Here is a 16,674-nt window from a genome sequence, read left to right on the forward strand (position 1 = left end):
GTAGGGGTGTTGTCGCGGGCCGGGTTGTCCAGTCGCTCGGTGTTGTTGTAACGGTCGGCGTGGGTGATCGATGCCGGTGGGGCGGTGGCAGTCCGCGTTCGGCGTCGGTGGGGCGGCAGGGGTCCGCGTTCGGCGTTGGTGGGGCGGCCGGGTTCGCGCTTGGCGTTGGTGGGGCGGCTGGAGTCCGCGCTCGGTACCGGTGGGGCGGCGGGGGTCCGCGCTTGGCGTTGGAGGGGCGGCAGGGGTCCGCGGTGGGTCGGGTTCGGGGCGGTGGCGGTCCGCGGTCGGGTTGTGCGTGCGGTTACCGCCCCCAGGTGGGCGGTAGCCGCACGCGATCTGGCATTGCGGACTCTCACCGCCCTGCCCAGCAGTGGCAGGTACATCCGAGCGGGCACGTGCACCCCCGCCGCCCACAGGGTGATCGAGGGGCGACCAGCCGACGATCATCGTGCACGACGCTCCCCGGACAGTCACCGTGTTCACCCCCGGCCGGGGCCGGTTACACCCCGGCCGCGAGCGCACGGCCGCGTACTCGCCGGCAGCCGGTCACCCGTGCCACCGCCCAGACCGGGATGACCTCGCGGGCCGGGCGGTTCCGGCCGCCACCCGGCCAATCAAGATCAACTTAAGTTAAGTGGCATTTGGGTCATGCCGGGCTGGTCCAGATGGCCGATTGGCTGGTAGCGGTGGTCAGGTATTGGGGCTGTCGGCCACCTCCTGGGACAGTCTCGGCCAATTCCCGGGACAATCGCGCCCACCGCCGGCCCCGGCTGGCGAGACGAACCGTGACCCGACGCGAGTGCCGCCTGGCAAGCCAGCCCCGACCACCGAACACCGGAACCCGACCGGCGCAACCCCACCGGCTGGCTCCCAGGGGTGTGACCGGGCCGCGGAGGCACCCCTGGAAACCAGCCGCCCGAACCGCGCGCCGCCTGAACCGCGCGCCGCCTGAACCGCGCGCCGCCTGAACCGCGCGCCGCCTGAACCGCGCGCCGCCTGAACCGCGCGCCGCCTGAACCGCGCGCCGCCCGAGCCGCGCGCCGCCCGAGCCGCGCGCCGCCCGGGCGGCGCGCCGCGCGAGCTGCGGACCCCGGTCGTGCCGTGCCGCTGTCGCGCCGCGCTATGCCGCGCCGGACCGGGCCATCTCGAGCCCGGCCAGGCCGGGCTGGGTCAGGTGGCGGGTGAAGAAGTGGGTGGCGTCCTCGGTCTCCGCGCGCGGAACCTCCCCGTGATCACCCGGGTTCGCGTGCAGGGTCTTCTCCGCCGAGCCCAGCGCGTCGAACAACGCCAGCGCCTCCTCCCGAGGCACCAACCGGTCATCCCACTGCACCAGGAACTGCACCGGCACAGCGACCCGCCCCGCCACCTCGGCCAGCCCACCCAAACCAGCCACCCCAGGAACGCCACCCGCGCCCGGCACACCGGGCACGCCACCCGCTCCGGGCACGCCTGCCGCTCCAGGCAGGCCGGCCGTTCCGGGCACGCCAGGCGCGCCGGCTGCGCCGCCTGGGATCGGGACCCCGGCCAGGCCGAGGACCGCTGCCCGCACCCGACCGTCGGCGGCCACGAACGGCAGGCCCAGACCACAGCCCATCGACACCCCGCGGTACCCGACCGGGCCCTCCCCGACGTACCGGAAAAGCTCGGTGACCACCGCCTGCCATTCCGGCACCGCCTGCCGTGCCAGCTCGGCGTGCAGGGCCGTGAAGCGCGCCGCGACGTCCTCACCCGCCTGCATCGCGGCCCGGTTCTCCGCGGTGACCCGGACGAAGCCGGCGCTCTTCGGACGGTCGCCGTGATGCGGGGCGTCGACCGCGACCACCGCGAACCCGGCGGCCACGAACCGCCGCGCGGGACCGGTCACGCCCGGAGCCAGCTTGTGCTGGCCACCGCCGTGTCCGAGGACGATCAGCGGCCAGGGCCCGGGTACGTGCTCCGGAGTCCACAGCACACCGGGGATGTCGTCGAGAGTGAACGATGCCCCGTCGGCGGACATCGGGGAAGTGAAACGCATGGCTGAGCCTTTCGGGTGCCTTGCGGGCGCTCCCTAGGCCGTGCGGGAGAGGGAGGCCCGAGCAGTCACAACGTTGATCGGTCTCACCTCCTCGTTCCGCAGTGGTGCACAGCGCGCCGAAGTTATCACACCACCGGGCGGTCCTTCCTCGGGAGCGCGGCGACGATCGTGTCGTAGGAGGCGTCGACGGCTTCCAGGAGCTCGTCGTCCGGGATGGCGCCGGTCAGCCGCAGCGTGTTCCACCCGTGCCGGCCGATGTAGGCGCTCGCCGTGGCGTCCTCCGGGAACCGGGTCAGCCACTCGTCGGCCTGGTCGCGCCCCTTGCCGCACTTCACCCCGACGGTCGTGCCGGTGCTGCCGAGGAACGCGAAGATCTTCGGGCCGACCTTGACCACGGTGTCGTTCTCCCACGGCTGGTCCGGCCAGGCGCCGGGCTTGGCGAGACAGTGCTTCAGCAGTTCATCCCCGTCCATGGTTCCGGCTTACGCCATCCGGGCGGCCGAGGCAACCCGACCAACCTCGCAAAAGGTCGAAAACCTAACAAGAAATACTTTACCGTTGGTTTCATGAGCAGTGACCGCCCGATCTTCGTCGTCGGTTGCCCGCGCTCCGGCACCACAATGCTGCAGCTCATGCTGCACGCGCACCCGCGGATCGCGTTGCCGCCGGAGAGCCGGTTCCTGCTCACCGCGTACCGGCGGCGGCACGAGTTCGGCGACCTGCGCGATCCGGGCCGGCACGCCGCCCTGGCGCGGTCGATCGTGAACTCGCCGCAGTTCGAGGACCTCGGCCTGGACCGGGCGGAGACGATCGCGGCGATCACCGCGGCGCCGCCGACGCTCGGGTCCGCGGTGGGCACGGTTTTTCAGCGGTACGCGGAGCGGTTCGGCAAACCGCGCTGGGGCGACAAACGTCCCGCCTACCTGCGGCACCTGCCGGTGATCCGGCGGCTCTTCCCGGACGCCCAGATCATCACGATCATGCGCGACGGCCGGGACTGTGTGGCCTCGCTGAAGGACACCCCGTGGCCGCCGCACGACCTGGCCACGATGATCGACCACTGGGCCCGGTCGGCCGACGCCGCGCTGACCGCCGCCCGCCGGTACCCGGCCGACGTGCACCACCAGATCCGGTACGAGGACCTGGTCGCCGACCCGGAGCACCACCTGCGCGCGATCTGCCGGTTCCTCGGCGAGGAGTACGACCCGGCCATGACCCACCCGTGCGAGCAGGCCCGCGAGGTGGTCCCGGAGTACAAGACCTGGCACAGCCTGACCCGCGAGCAGGTCACCGCGGCCCGGGTGAGCAGCTGGCAGACCCGGCTCGACGAGGCCGAGGTGCGCCGCTGCGAGGCGGTCTTCGGCGATCGGCTGGCCCGGTTCGGTTACCAGGCGAGTGCGGTCCCGCGATCCACCCCGGCGGTCCGCGCCACCCGGGCCTGGCTCGGGCTGCGGCACCGGCTGACCCCGGCCCGTATGGTCGCCGAGGACTGCTGGGGCGCGCTGCGGTCCGGCAGCCGCGGCCCGGCCCTGGCCGCCCGCCTCACCACCACCGAACGCGCCTACGACCGATCCTGACCGCCGGCCGTCCGGCTCACCCGCCACCGAACGCGCCTACGACCGATCCTGACCGCCGGCCGCCCGGCTCACCCACCGCCGGGCGCGCCCGCGTCCGATCCTGATCGCCGAGGTGCCCGCCGAAATCCGGTTGCCGGGCGGGGCCGGGTCGTGGAGGGTCACCGGGTGACCGACGCGCCGGAAGTGTCCCGATCATCGTTGCCGATCCGCCCGCTGATCCCGGCCGAGCTGGTGGAACGGCTGATCGCCGAGCAGTTCCCGCGCTGGGCCGCGCTGCCGGTCCGCCCGATCGCGACGCCGGGCTGGGACAACCGGACGTTCCGGCTCGGCGACGACATGCTGGTGCGGCTGCCGAGCGCCGCCGAATACGCCGGCGCGGTCGCCAAGGAGCAGCGCTGGCTGCCGGTGCTCGCCGGACATCTGCCGCTGCCGATCCCGGTCCCCCTCGCCGAGGGCACGCCGGGTGAGATCTTCGCGCACCCGTGGTCGGTCTACCGCTGGCTCGACGGTGAGCCGGCCACCACCGCGCCGATCGCGGATCCGGTCGCGTTCGCCGTCGCGCTCGCCGACTTCCTGCTGGCGCTGGCCGCCGTCGACCCGGCCGGTGGCCCGCCGCCGGGCCTGCACAACTGGTACCGCGGCGGTCCACTGTCGACCTACGACGGCCAGATGCGCGCGGCCGCCGCCGAGCTGCCGGACCGCGACGCGCTCCTGGCGATCTGGGCCGAAGCCCGGGCTGCGGCGTGGTCCGGCAAGCCGGTCTGGTTCCACGGCGATGTCGCCTCCGGAAACCTTCTGGTACGCGGCGGAGCACTCGCGGCGGTGATCGATTTCGGTACGTGCGGCGTCGGCGACCCGGCGTGCGACCTCGCCGTGGCGTGGACGCTGCTCACCCCGCCCGCCCGCCGGGCGTTCCGCGCCCGCCTGGCCGTCGACGACGCCACGTGGTCCCGGGGCCGCGGCTGGGCCCTGTGGAAAGCAGCAATCCTGTGTGCCGACGGCGGCCCGGACGCGCCGGCGGCCCGCCAGGTCCTCACCCAGCTCCACGCCGAGAGCCGCTAGAGGTCCGCTCGCGGCTGGCTCCCAGGGGTGTCTCCAGGGCTAGGAGGCACCCCCGAGAGCCAGCCGGCGGCCGTTGGTCGCTTGCGGTCCTGGCTGGTTGTCAGGGGTGTCTCCGGGGGTTCGAGGCACCCCTGAGAGCCAGCCGAGGTCGGGGGCGCGCTGCGGTCCGGGGTGGCTGCGGTCGTGCGCGGTGAGCCGCGCGGATCCGCGCGCGCGGCGGAAGCCCCGGGTGCTGCGGTGTCGCGGTCGCCTCACGGGCGGGACTCGGCTCGTAGCCTACGGACGGGCGCTGGAGTATTCGTACCGGAAAAGGGTTAAGCGGCACCCGTGTAGGCGGCGAACGTGGCAGCGGCCCGCTTTTCGGCCGTGACGGGATCGGTGCCGGCGGCGACGTCGGCGGCCGCCCACGCGTCGCTGCTCTCCTTCATGAACCGCTTGCCGTCGTCGGAGGCCATCCAGGCCATGATCGCCTCGGTGTCGCGCGGCGCGTCCGGGGCGGCGAGGTGCAGGGCCAGGCCGAGCAGGCCGGAGTCCCAGCCGACGCCGACCGCGCCCGGGCCGAACTGGTCCCAGTGGTCGTCGACGTGTGCGGTGTGCTCGAGCTCGAAGCGGCTGCGGCCGTCGCCCTCCGCGGTCAGCCGGACCTCGATCCAGCTGACCTGGCCGCCGAACTCCCAGGTCGCGGCGAACGAGTGCGGCTGCTCGCAGCGGGTGATGGTGCCACCGGCGTTGCCCTCGAACTGGAACTTGCCGCCCTCGTGCAGCTCGCCGGAGATCGGCAGGAACCAGCGCGCGATCCGGTCGGCCCGGGTGACCACGTCCCACAGGTCGTCGACGTCGGTGTCGTAGGCCTGGCTGATGGTCAGCACGCGGGCGTCGCCGGCCTCGAGGGACCGGTCGCCGAGGGTGCGCCGGACGCTGCTGATCTGCTCGGTCACGTTGATCATCAAGTGCTCCTGAAATCGTCGGATGCGGCCAGGCGCCGCTCTCGCTTGCCGCGGGCCACCTCGGTGGCCATCGCGGCCAGGTGCGGCGCCCAGAAGCGGCGGAACCGGCTCAACCACTCGTCGGCCTCGCGCAGCGCGGTGTCGTCGACGGCGTAGAGCCGGCGGGACCCGGAGGGCCGGACGGTGGCGAAGCCGTTGTCGCGCAGCACCTTCAGGTGTTGCGAGACGGCCGGCTGGGAGATGCCGAACTCGGCGTGGATCACCGTGGTGATGGCGCCGGAGGACTGCTCACCGTCGGCGAGCAGCTCCAGGATCCGGCGCCGGACCGGATCACCGAGGACATCGAACGCGTGCACGAGGCCACCTTATCAGGAGCGGCTTATATAAGGGAAAGGTTAAAGCGGGCCGGGGGTAGGGCCCCGGCCCGCTTCAGATGACCCACACGCAGGGGAGCGCGGGTCAGAAGTCGTCGGCGGTGCGGATCCTCGACCGGATCAGCTGGCCCGACTCGGTCAGCACGCTGGTGCCGGAGAACGTCCCGGCCGAGCAGGCGCCCGGCTTGAGGATCGAGCTGCCCTCGCTCTTGTCGGCGAAGTTCCAGTTGGCGTAGCTGATCTTCAGTTTGTCCAGCAGGTCGATCCAGGTGTTGGTGCCGGCCGTGTCGACGGCGCCGTCACCGCTCGCGCTGACCGTGCCGAACTCGGTGACGAACAGCGGCAGCGACGCGGCCGCCTTGGTCACCTCGGCGCGGTAGTTGTCCTGGTGGGAGGCGGCGTAGAAGTGGAACGCGTACATGATGTTCGAGGCGTTCACCGGGTTGCTGACGATCTCGGCGGACGAGGCGCCGTCCGAGACGCCCAGCGAGGACCAGCCGCGGGTGCCGACCACCACGACGCCGTCCGGGTCGTTCGCCCGGATCACCGGGATGACCTGCTCGGCGTAGTTCTTGATGGTGGCCCAGCTGACGCCGTTCGGCTCGTTGGCGATCTCGTAGATCACGTTCTTCTTGCCGGCGTTGCGGGCGGCGACCTTGGCGAAGAACTCCTTGGCCCGGGTGAGGTTGAAGCTCGGGTCGCCGGGGTTGAGGATGTGGAAGTCGATCAGGGCGTACATGCCGCGGGCCTCGGCCTGGTCGACCAGGCTGTTCACCTTGGTGGTGAGGCCGGTCGGGTCGGACTCGTAGCCGCCCTCCTGGACGTACATGGCGATCCGGAACAGGTCGGCGTTCCAGTCGGTGGCCAGCGCGTCCAGGGCCGAGCCGGTGTAGCAGCTCGGGAACCAGTGGATGCCGTGGCTGCTCACGCCGCGCAGCTGGATCTTCTTGCCGGACTCGTTGCAGAGGTTCGTGCCGCAGACCTTGACCTGGCCGTTGAGAGCGAGCGGGGTGCTGCCGGTTGCGGTCTTCGTCGGCGTCGGCGACGCGGTCGTCGGCTTGGGGGACGCCGACGTCGTGGTGGGGGCCACGGTGGTGGCCGTCGGCTTGGGCGAGGCTGAGGTGGTGGTCGGGGCTGCGGTGGGCGTGCTGGTGGTCGCCGTCGGGGTGCCGGTCAGGCCGGTGCAGGCCTGGCCGTTGACCGTGCAGGAGGTCGGGCGGCCGGTGCCGTTGACGATGAAGCCGAAGCTGGTGGAGGCGCCGCCGGCGATCGTGGCGTTCCAGCCGGCCGGAGTGAACGTGAACTTCTGGCCGGCAGCGGCTAGAGTCGCGTTCCAGGACTGGCCGACCGTCGACCCGGCCGGGAGCGTGAGCTCGACCTTCCAGGTGGAGATCTTCGCCGACGCCGGGTTGCTGACCGAGATCTCACCCTGGTACCCCGAGTTCCACGAGTTCGTCACCGTGAACGAGGCGGCCTCCGCGCTGGCCGGCAGCGCGAAGAACGCCACCGTCGACACGGTGGCCACGGCGAGAGCCGAGGCCAGGACGAGCTTGAGTTTGCGTTTCAACGCGGTGTCACCTTCGGGGGGAGGGGAGTTTGGGAGCGCTCCCATGGGGGTGACGACTGTAACCCGCCCCTAGGTCCGTGTAAACACCGGGTCAGGATCAATCACAACGCCATGGCCTGCGCGGCCGTGGCTGACGCGGTGCCGCGGGCACGGCCGCGGCCGCGTCGGCGAGCGCCGCCGCGGCCACCGTGGCGTCCTTCAGATCCGCCGGGTCCCGGCTCGCCTGATGGCGCAGCAGCAACGCCTGCCACTGCCGCCGCCAGGCGCGTACGGCCAACTCGGTGCCGGGCTCGGCGACGAGCACCATGCAGCCGGCCGCGTCCACCAGTGCGTCCCAGTCATCCAGGTCTCCGGAGCCCTCGGCCCGCTCCTGGAGCAGGTCGAACAGCACTCCCCACCCGATGACGAGGTCGGGATGGCCCGCCGGGGCCCCGAACAGCAGCCGGTAGATCTCGTCAATGGCGTGCTGGAGGCCGCGGGGGTGACCCGCGTCCGCCGTGTACGCCACGACGAGGGCCGTGTGAATGAACTCCTCGTCGCCCATAGCCAAACGGTAGACGTGGATACGCCCGGGTCAAGCCCTATGTAGATTCATTCGGTGGCAACCGGAACCGGTCTCAGGGTGAGACGTACCGCGGTGCCGGGCGCCAGCGCGGGCAATTCCGCGCCGGACACCTGGGCCACCACCAGCAGATCACCGACGGTGACCGTGGCCCGGCTGGTCGGGCCGAGGAAGCTGGTCGTCAGCACCCGCCCGGACCCGTCCGGATCTGGGGTGACACCGATCGACTCGGGCCGGACCAGCGCCGTCGCGGCCCCGGCGGCCCGCGGCGCGACGAGCGGGAGCCGGTCGCCGAGCACCTCGATCACGTCACCCTCGACCACACCGGGCAGCCGGTTGCTGAGCCCGACGAAATCGGCCACGAACGCCGTGGCCGGGCGCAGATAGACCTCGGCGGGTGGCGCCAACTGCTCCAACCGGCCGGCCTTCATCACGCCGACCCGGTCGGCGACCGCGAGGGCCTCCTCCTGGTCGTGGGTGACGAACAGCGTGGTGGTGCCGACCTCGGTCTGGATCCGGCGGATCTCGTCGCGCAGCTGCACCCGCACCTTGGCGTCCAGCGCGGAGAGCGGCTCGTCGAGCAGCAGCACCGTCGGCTCGATGGCCAGGGCCCGGGCCAGCGCGACCCGCTGCTGCTGGCCGCCGGAGAGCTGGTTCGGGAACCGGGTCGCGAACGAGCCGAGACCGACCAGGTCGAGCATCTCGGCGGCCCGCCCGGCGGCCTTCTTCCGGCCGCGCAGGCGCAGCCCGAACTCGACGTTCTGCAGCGCGTCCAGGTGCGGGAACAGGCTGTACGCCTGGAACACCATGCCCATGTCGCGCCGGCTGGCCGGCAGCCGGGTGACGTCCTTGCCGTCGACCAGGACCTGACCGGCGTCGGCGTCCTCGAGGCCGGCCAGCACCCGCAGCGCGGTGGTCTTGCCGCACCCGGACGGGCCGAGCAGGGCGATGAACTCGCCCGGCGCGATCTCCAGGTCCAGGTCGTCGAGGGCGTGGATCGCGCCGAACGTGCGCCGCAGCCCCTTGAGATGTACGGCTACGCCGCTCATTTGGTCCTCTTCCGGGAATCGCCGAACAGGGAGAGCAGCAGGAGCAGCACGAACGCCAGCAGCAGCGCGGTCAGCGAGACCGCGACCGACATGGTGGCGCTGCTCTTGCCCAGGAACTCGATCGCCACCTGCAGGTTGGTGCGGTGCAGCAGCGAGGCGATGGTGAACTCGCCGAGCACCAGCGCCACGGTCAGGAACGCCGCGGAGAGCACCGCCGAGCGGATGTTCGGCAGCACCACCCGCCACATCACGGTGAACCAGCCCGCGCCCAGCCCGCGCGCGGCCTCGGCCAGGGTCTTCACGTCGATCGCGGACAGGCCGGCGTCGATCGCGCGGTACGCGTACGGCAGCACCAGCACGGTGTACGCGAAGACCAGGGTCAGCGACGAGCCACCGAGGAAGTAGGTGACCCACGCGTAGACCGGGGCCAGCCCGACGACCAGCACGATGGCCGGGATGGTCAGCGGCAGCAGGCAGAGGAACTCGACGAGCGGGCGCAGCCGGGGCAGCCGCAGCCGGACCCAGATCGCGGTCGGCACCAGCAGCACCAGCATCAGCAGCGCGGTCAGCCCGGCCTGCTCCAGCGACGCGACGATGCCGGCCGCCAGGTCGGGGTACGTCTCGTTCAGCTTCGGCCAGTCCACCAGCAGCGACCAGGTGCCCGCCCTGCGGGTGCTGAACTCCAGCATCGCGGCCATCGGCAGGAGGAAGAACACGCCGAGCAGGATCAGCACGGTCCAGCGGAAGGCCCGCTGCTTGCGGGTGCGGCGGGCGATCACCCCAGCCATCGGGCCGTCCTTCTCTGCAGCAGGGAGTAGAGCGTCATCACCACGGCCACCACGACCACCATGCCGAGCGCCATGGCCTTGCCGAGGTTCGCCTGGCCCAGCACCACTTCGCTGGTCAGCGCGCCGCGAATCTGCAACGGGATGATCGGGTTGCCCTGGCTGACCAGGGCGGCGGCGGTCGCGTACGCGGAGAAGGCGTTCGCGAACAGCAGCAGCGCCGAACCGAGGAAGGCCGGTGCGAGCAGCGGGCCGGCCACCCGGGTCCAGTACTGCCAGGTGGTGCCGCCGAGGTTCTCGGTCGCCTCGCGCCACTGCGGGCGGATGCCGTCCAGCGCGGGCAGGAACACGATCACCATGAGCGGGATCTGGAAGTACGTGTAGACCAGGGTCAGGCCGGGGAGCTCGAACAGCCACACCCCGTTCGCGTAGATGTCCACGCCGGCGTGCTCCTGCAGCCACACGGTGACGAAACCGGAGATGCCGATCGTCGCCAGGAACGCGAACGCCAGGGTCACGCCGCCGAACTGGGCGAGCACCCCGGACGCCGCGGTCACCGTCCGGCGCAGCAGGCCACCGGGCTTCGCCGTGCTCAGGGCGTACGCGAGAAGGGCGCCGAACACCGCGCCGAACAGTGCGCTGAGCGCGGACAGCAGCGCGCTGCGGCCGAAGGCCGCGAGAATGTACTCGTCACCGAGCGCGCGGACGTTGTCCAGGGTGAATCCGTGGCCCCCGTCGCCGGTGAACGCCCCGATCGTCACCACCAGGGTGGGGATGATCAGGAAGATCGCCACGTAGACGAGGAACGGGGCGGCGCCCAGCAGGGCGGCGCCCCGCAGGCGTGGCCGGACGGCCACGCGCTGCGGAACGGCTCCGGCTACCTCAGCCAATGGCCTTGGCCCAGTTCGCGGAGAGGTATTCCTTCGCCTTGGCGGTCTGCGTCTCGGTCGGGAAGACCGGGGTGCCGGTGACCTGCGGCAGCGCGGCGTACGCGGTCTTGTCGACGGTGCCGGCCTTCACCATGGCATCGGCGCGCACCGGGCGGGCGCCGCCCTTGAGCCACAGGTTCTGGCCCTCGTCGGAGTAGAGGAACTCCTCCCACAGCCGCGCGGCGGCCGGGTGCGGGGCGTCCTTGCTGATCGCCTGCACGTAGTACGAGCCGAGCACCGCGTTGTCCGGGACGAACACCTTCCAGGTGGCCAGCTTCGGGGTCTCCGCGGCGTTCAGGTAGTCCCAGTCGAAGACCACGGGGGTCTGACCGGATTCGATCGTCGCCGAGGTCGGGTCGACCGGCAGGAAGTTGCCGGCCTTCTTGAGCTGGCCGAAGAAGTCCACGCCGGGCTTGATGTCCTCGGCGGTGCCGCCCTGCGCGATCGAGACCATCTGCACGCCACCGAACGCGGCGCCGGCCTGGGTCGGGTCGCCGTTCAGCGCGACCTTGCCCTTGTACTCGGCCTTGAGCAGGTCGGCGACGCTGGTCGGCGCGGGGACCTTGGCGCTGTCGTAACCGATCGACATGTACCCGCCGTAGTCGTTCACCCAGAGGCCGTTCGCCTCCTTCTGCGAGTCCGCGACGTCGGCGAACGTGCTCACCTTGTACGGGGCGAACTTGCCGGTGTTCGCGCCGGCCACCGCGCCGCCGAGGTCGAACACGTCGGGTGCGGTGTCCTGGCCCTTGAGCTGGTCGGCCGCGTTGATCTCGTCCTGGCTGTTGCCGTCCGGCTGCGCCGAGTTGACCTTGATGCCGTACTTGGTGCCGAACGCCTTGATGATCTCGCCGTAGTTCGCCCAGTTCGGCGGCAGCGCGATCACGTTCAGCGCGCCTTCCTTCTTGGCCGCGGTGACCAGGGCATCCATGCCGCCCAGGTCGGCCGCGCTGGTCGCGGTGCCCGCGCCGGCCTTGGTCTCGTCAGCCTTCTCGGGGGGAGAGCAGGCCGTGACCGCGGTTATCGTGACGGCCGCCAGCGTGACGGCGACCGAACGGTTGAGCGTGCGCACTGTAGTTCCTCCTTCTGCGGCGCCGTGACCGGCGCGCGCTGGTGGATCATGGAAGTGCTGGGTGGAGGCCAGGCGTACGACAGGAGGACCGGCGGCGACATCTTCGCTGCTCCGAGGGTCTCCTTGACGGACCTCACACTCTCGATGGTGGTCTCTGCACCCTCGCACGTTGATGGGGTGATCGAAAGCGGTCTTTTGATTACGATTCCCGGGATCGATCGCCTTCGCCGCGGATGACACGGGGAAACATAGAGATGAACGAGCACGACGAGGTCGACCCCTTTGCCGAGTTGCGCGACTGGGGAAAGAAGACCGAACGCAAGGTCCGCCGTGAGCGCCAGGTCCGCGGTGCGGGCAAGAGCCTTCGGTACGTCGTGATGGCCGGTGTGGCCGGCGTGATGATCGCCGCGACGGTCCCGGTGGTGCGGGCGCTGTGGCCCGCCGTCTCCGCCTCCGCCGATGACACCCCGGCCGCGGCCGCGTCTTCGGACACTAGTCCTTTCATCGGCACCGCGGCCGCGAACTATCCGATCGGCGAGGCCGGGATCGTGCTCCCCGAGGTCAAGGCGGTCACCGGGTTCAGCGCCACCGAGGTGCGCACGGCGCTCAACACCGTGCGGGCCGCGCTGGTGGCCGGGCGGCTCGACGAGGACACCCTGGTCCGGCACCGCAAGGACGAGTTCCTCGGCCTGCTCGCCCCGAACGACCGGACCGCCGTCGCCAAGTGGTTCGACAGCGCCTCGTTCGGCAACGTGGTGACCTGGATCGATCCCGCCGTCACGCTGGACCCGGCGAACCGGCCCCGGGTGAGCGGCCGGGTGACGTACAAGTCGGTGGTCGACGACGGCATCCGCACGATCCGGGTGACCACCAACTTCGTCTGGGTCTACGCGTTCCGGGGCGAGTTCGCGTTCCGGCCGCTCGCCGTCGAGCACGAGCAGGTCGACTGGGAGTTCCCCGACGAGGACAAGGTGCGGCCGGGTGACCGGGGGATGTGGGTCGGGGCGAACACGTCGTACCACGCCTGGATCGACTGTGCCGCGGCGAAGAAGGGCCTGCTGGCGCCGACACCGAAGGATGCGGGCGCGGGGCTGCCGAACGCCGAGGACCAGGAGTCGCTGGCGAAGCCGGAACACCCGCTGGACATCCGTGACAACTGCACCTGACCGTTTTCGTCCGCGCTGCGGCAGAATGGTAAAGGTGAGTGACAGTACAGAGTGGACGGACGTCCGGCGGGGCGACTCCGGTGACGTCCCGTCCGTGATGGCGCTGCTCGACGGTGCGGTCCGGTGGCTCGACGCCAACGGGCGGCCCGGCCAGTGGGGCACCGAGCCGCTCTCCGCGAGCGGCCGGCTGACCACGCTCATCGCCGGGATCGCCGCCGACGGCGGGCTGCACCTCGCGGTGCGCGGCGAACGGGTGGTCGGTGCGCTCGGGGTCGGTCAGCCGCCGGCGTACGTGGCGCCGGCAGCCGAGCCCGAGCTGTACATCGTGCTGCTCGTGACGGATCGGGAGGCCGCCGGTCAGGGGCTCGGGCGGCGGCTGCTGGCCTACGCCCGGCGGCTCGCGGTCGCGTCCGGGGCGGGTGTCATGCGGGTCGACTGTTACGCCGGGGACGACCGGGCGCTGGTCCGGTACTACGAGAGCCAGGGCTTCACGGCCACCCAGGAGTTCACCGTGCCGCAGGCCGGCGGCGACTCGTGGCCGGGTCAGGTGTTGGAGCAACAGCTCGGCTGAGGCTCTCCACCCTCCAGGATCTTCTTGAGTACGGACAGGTCCCTGGCGACCGCGGCGGCGTCCCGGTCGTACTCGTCGTCGGTCATGCCCGGTGCCCGGCGCACCGTGAACACGATCTCCGCGCGGTCGCCGTCGGCGATCACCCGGACCGGCATGTAGACGATCTGGCCGGTCGGCAGGTGCACCTCGTGGTCGAGCACCCCGAGGTCGTTGCGCGCGACGAAGACCACCTCGGCGGTGCCACCGCCGTCCGGGACGTCGACGAGCCAGCGACCCTCCGCACGGCGGATCGAGGCGCCCAGACCGGCGGCCCAGTGCGCGAGGTTGGCGGGGTCGGCGGCGTACTCGTACACCACCCGGGCGGGGCGGTCGATGTGCTCGGTCACGTGTCGTGAGTCGATAGCCATCCCGCCATGGTGCCACTTGACGAGGCGGCGCTTCGGGGCCGATCACTACGGCATCACCGGCGCGCAGAACCCGCCCGGCGCGATCCCGGACGCCTCCGCGAAGAGATACGTGATCAGGTGCGGCCGCGGCGGCCGCGCCGGACCCCACGGGCCTCCGGCAGGGTGGCGACCAGGTGGTCCGGCCAGATCACCCGTACCGTGCCGGTGGCCTCCCACTCGACGCTCAGCTCGTCGAGCGTCCGGACCGCCTCGTGCACGTGATCGTCGCTCCACGGGAACGGCTCGGTGGCCAGATCGCGCCAGGCGGTGCGGACCAGGAGGTGGGCCTGCTCGGCGGCGTCCTCCTCGACCGCGCGATGCACGACACCGGCCAGCACCTCGGCCCTGGTCAGGGTCTCGCGGTGGGCGTCGAGCAGGAGCTTGCTGCGCGCCGCGGCGTCGTGCCGGGGCTTGCCGCCGACCACCCGCATATTGCCGAACACCCCGCCGGCCGCGATCGCGCCGAACACGCCACCGGACATCTCCAGGGCCCGCTCGGTGGCGAAGTGCGCCAGGTCGTGGGGGACGCGGTGCTTGCGGTCGTACCCGGGCAGCACCAACGACACGCCGTCGGCGCGATGCACGGTGACGACTGTCGATCCGGTGGGTCCGTGAACGAACACGACCTGCATAAGGTCATCCTCACACCGATACCGCCCGGAGGACAGCGACCAATGGTGATCGACATCCGCCGGGTGGCCTAGATTGGCGGGCATGGTGAAGCAGTGTCCGCAGTGCGGACTCCCGGGTGTGCCGCTGACGCGCGGGAAGCCGTCGCCGGCGGCGCTGGCCGCGAGTGAGGACGGCCGGCTGTCACTCGGCGGCTGCCGGGTGGCACCCGGCCAGCCGAACTGGCGCTGCCCGTCCGATCACGAGTGGCGCGACGAGGACATGACGGCGTGGAGCGCGGCGGTCGACGAGGCGATCACCCCCTACCGCTGAGGCTCCCCCTCACCGGAGCGGCGCGGTGCCGACCGCCAGCAGATGCCCGCTGGCCGCGACGAGATCGGGCTCGGCACTGTAGACCCGCGCCACCTGCAACGCCGCCTCGAAGATCTTCTCGGCGTGCGGCCCGTGCTGCGCCGCCTCGGCCGCCGGCCACCCCGGCCCTCGACACCGTGGATCACGACGTCCACCAGCCCGGCCTCCCGGCACTCCGCGGTCAGCTCGGCGACCCGATGGAAATAGGCCTGCGTGAACCCGGTCGAGCCGTCGTTGACACCGTCAGTGAGGAGCCGCCGTGACTCCGCGACCATCCGCTCGTCGAACCGCGCGCTGGCCACGAAGTCGATCGGCCCCGCGAACCTGCTGATCACCGCGGCCGCGATCGGCCCACCAGGCCGGGTGACCCGGATCGCCTCCCGGAGCGCCCGCACCCGATCACCGCGTTCCTGCAGGTGATAGAGGGGCCCGAGCAGCAACGTGGCATCCTGCGAACCGTCCGCCTCGGGCAGTTCCCGCGCGTCCCCGACCACCGCGTCGATCGGCGGCTGGCCCTCCCGGGCCTGCTTCACGTGCAACGGCACCAGATCGACAAGCCGCACCTGATAACCGTCCGTGAGCAGCTCGCGGGCATAGGCCCCGGGCCCGCCGCCGACGTCGAGCACCCGCGCCGGCGCCGCGGGCAGCAGCTCGCGGAGCAGTTCGAGGGTCCGGATCCGCTCGAGCCGGCACTGCGGCCGCCGATCCAGCCGGGCCGCCTCGTCGTAGCGCTGCTCATAGAAGGTCACGATCTCACCGGTCACCTGGTCCATACCGGAATCCTCGTGCGCCCCGCCCCACCCGGCGACCGATTTTCACCCCGAAGATCAAGATCATGATGTCGTGCGTCCGCTGGTGTACAGACCGCCGCTCCCGCCGGGACCCTTCCGGTCTTTGCTGGTCGCTGGCGCGCCCAAACCGCAAACCCCTCCAGGGCGACGTCCGCTTTCGGTCCCGGCCACCCCACCCCACCCCTGACAACCACCCCGCACACCCCGGTCGGTCGCACACCCCCGGACACCCCTGACAACCAGCCCGCGCGCCCCAGCTGGTCGTGGGGTGTGTCTCGCGCTCCCGGACGCACCCCTGACAACCAGCTCGCGTGTCCCGGCTGGTCGTGGGGGGTGTCTCGCGGCCCTGGACACACCCCTGACGACCAGCTCGCGTGTCCCGGCTGGTCGTGGTGGGTGCCTGACCTACCCGGAGACACCCCTGGCGACCAGCCCGGCAAACAGGAGCGTGCGTGCTGTCCCGGCTGCAGGGCACGGCTGGTGGTGGTGGCTGTTTCGGGGGTTGGGAGGCAGCCGTCAGTGCCAGCTCGGGTCGGTGGGCTGGTGGTGGTGGCTGTTTCCGGGGTTGGGAGGCAGCCGTCAGTGCCAGCTCGGGTCGGTCGGCTGGTGGTGACGGTTGTTTCCGGGGTTGGGAGGGGACCGTCAGAGCCAGCTGGGGCTCGGGTGGGCGGTGGGGTTCGGGGGTCATGGTTTTGGCTGGTGCTGAGGGGTGTGTCGGGTGCGGGGAGGGACCCCTGAGAGCCAGCTGGGGTCGGGAGTGGTTGCGGCGTTGGCTGGTGGTTGC

The 16,674-nt window shown here is 71.5% G+C and carries 18 protein-coding genes; 5 read left to right on the forward strand and 13 right to left on the reverse strand.

What is annotated here, in order from left to right; genetic code table 11:
- Positions 1-1,120 precede the first annotated feature (1,120 nt).
- Entirely contained in the window at positions 1,121-2,014 is an 894-nt protein-coding gene (locus ADL15_RS54780; protein ID WP_198171306.1) for an alpha/beta hydrolase, read from the reverse strand.
- 125 nt (positions 2,015-2,139) lie between these two features.
- Entirely contained in the window at positions 2,140-2,487 is a 348-nt protein-coding gene (locus tag ADL15_RS46565) for an MmcQ/YjbR family DNA-binding protein (protein ID WP_067706475.1), read from the reverse strand.
- 93 nt (positions 2,488-2,580) lie between these two features.
- On the opposite strand from ADL15_RS46565, the gene ADL15_RS46570 reads away from it, so the two are divergent.
- Entirely contained in the window at positions 2,581-3,591 is a 1,011-nt protein-coding gene (locus tag ADL15_RS46570; protein WP_067706478.1) for a sulfotransferase, read from the forward strand.
- 165 nt (positions 3,592-3,756) lie between these two features.
- Positions 3,757-4,653, forward strand: coding sequence for an aminoglycoside phosphotransferase family protein (locus tag ADL15_RS46575; protein WP_067706536.1), 897 nt, complete (start codon positions 3,757-3,759; stop codon positions 4,651-4,653).
- A gap of 314 nt (positions 4,654-4,967) precedes the next feature.
- On the opposite strand, the gene ADL15_RS46580 is transcribed toward ADL15_RS46575, so the two are convergent.
- The 8 genes from ADL15_RS46580 to ADL15_RS46615 all read right to left on the reverse strand — a co-directional run bounded on the left by ADL15_RS46580 (position 4,968) and on the right by ADL15_RS46615 (position 11,935).
- On the reverse strand, positions 4,968-5,600 hold the full coding sequence (locus tag ADL15_RS46580; protein WP_067706481.1) for an SRPBCC family protein: 633 nt from the start codon (positions 5,598-5,600) through the stop codon (positions 4,968-4,970).
- Positions 5,600-5,956, reverse strand: coding sequence for an ArsR/SmtB family transcription factor (locus tag ADL15_RS46585; protein ID WP_067706485.1), 357 nt, complete (start codon positions 5,954-5,956; stop codon positions 5,600-5,602). Before ADL15_RS46585 ends, ADL15_RS46580 begins: the two co-directional genes overlap by 1 nt.
- 103 nt (positions 5,957-6,059) lie before the next feature.
- Positions 6,060-7,541 carry a cellulase family glycosylhydrolase gene (locus ADL15_RS46590; RefSeq protein WP_067706488.1) on the reverse strand — a complete coding sequence of 494 codons (1,482 nt, stop codon included), beginning with the start codon at positions 7,539-7,541 and terminating at the stop codon, positions 6,060-6,062.
- A gap of 97 nt (positions 7,542-7,638) precedes the next feature.
- On the reverse strand, positions 7,639-8,085 hold the full coding sequence (locus tag ADL15_RS46595) for a hypothetical protein (protein ID WP_067706491.1): 447 nt from the start codon (positions 8,083-8,085) through the stop codon (positions 7,639-7,641).
- Between the two features lie 47 nt (positions 8,086-8,132).
- Positions 8,133-9,152 carry an ABC transporter ATP-binding protein gene (locus ADL15_RS46600; RefSeq protein ID WP_067706493.1) on the reverse strand — a complete coding sequence of 340 codons (1,020 nt, stop codon included), beginning with the start codon at positions 9,150-9,152 and terminating at the stop codon, positions 8,133-8,135.
- On the reverse strand, positions 9,149-9,940 hold the full coding sequence (locus tag ADL15_RS46605; RefSeq protein WP_067706496.1) for an ABC transporter permease: 792 nt from the start codon (positions 9,938-9,940) through the stop codon (positions 9,149-9,151). Before ADL15_RS46605 ends, ADL15_RS46600 begins: the two co-directional genes overlap by 4 nt.
- The gene (locus tag ADL15_RS46610) at positions 9,928-10,794 is read right to left on the reverse strand and encodes an ABC transporter permease (protein ID WP_067706499.1); all 867 of its coding nucleotides are present in this window, start codon (positions 10,792-10,794) and stop codon (positions 9,928-9,930) included. Before ADL15_RS46610 ends, ADL15_RS46605 begins: the two co-directional genes overlap by 13 nt.
- Before the next feature lie 25 nt (positions 10,795-10,819).
- Positions 10,820-11,935 (reverse strand): ABC transporter substrate-binding protein, encoded by a 1,116-nt coding sequence (locus ADL15_RS46615; RefSeq protein ID WP_067706502.1) that lies wholly within the window; start codon positions 11,933-11,935, stop codon positions 10,820-10,822.
- A gap of 254 nt (positions 11,936-12,189) precedes the next feature.
- Between ADL15_RS46615 and ADL15_RS46625 the strand changes: the two genes are divergently transcribed.
- Together ADL15_RS46625 and ADL15_RS46630 are read left to right on the forward strand one after the other, a co-directional pair.
- Positions 12,190-13,101: a hypothetical protein gene (locus tag ADL15_RS46625; RefSeq protein WP_067706508.1), complete on the forward strand. Its 912-nt coding sequence runs from the start codon at positions 12,190-12,192 to the stop codon at positions 13,099-13,101.
- Between the two features lie 25 nt (positions 13,102-13,126).
- Complete coding sequence (locus ADL15_RS46630; protein ID WP_157442033.1) at positions 13,127-13,672, forward strand: GNAT family N-acetyltransferase; 546 nt, start codon at positions 13,127-13,129, stop codon at positions 13,670-13,672.
- Here the strand turns inward: ADL15_RS46630 and ADL15_RS46635 are convergent.
- The gene (locus tag ADL15_RS46635; RefSeq protein ID WP_067706511.1) at positions 13,645-14,079 is read right to left on the reverse strand and encodes an SRPBCC family protein; all 435 of its coding nucleotides are present in this window, start codon (positions 14,077-14,079) and stop codon (positions 13,645-13,647) included. The genes ADL15_RS46630 and ADL15_RS46635 overlap by 28 nt on opposite strands.
- 113 nt (positions 14,080-14,192) lie before the next feature.
- Positions 14,193-14,702, reverse strand: a complete 510-nt coding sequence (locus tag ADL15_RS46640; RefSeq protein ID WP_232344991.1) for a hypothetical protein — start codon at positions 14,700-14,702, stop codon at positions 14,193-14,195.
- 130 nt (positions 14,703-14,832) lie between these two features.
- On the opposite strand from ADL15_RS46640, the gene ADL15_RS46645 reads away from it, so the two are divergent.
- On the forward strand, positions 14,833-15,060 hold the full coding sequence (locus ADL15_RS46645; RefSeq protein WP_067706517.1) for a hypothetical protein: 228 nt from the start codon (positions 14,833-14,835) through the stop codon (positions 15,058-15,060).
- Here ADL15_RS46645 and ADL15_RS46650 read toward each other — a convergent pair.
- Positions 15,051-15,872, reverse strand: a complete 822-nt coding sequence (locus ADL15_RS46650; protein WP_232344993.1) for a class I SAM-dependent methyltransferase — start codon at positions 15,870-15,872, stop codon at positions 15,051-15,053. The genes ADL15_RS46645 and ADL15_RS46650 overlap by 10 nt on opposite strands.
- Positions 15,873-16,674 lie beyond the last annotated feature (802 nt).

Source organism: Actinoplanes awajinensis subsp. mycoplanecinus (assembly GCF_001509495.1).
Taxonomy (GTDB): domain Bacteria; phylum Actinomycetota; class Actinomycetes; order Mycobacteriales; family Micromonosporaceae; genus Actinoplanes; species Actinoplanes palleronii.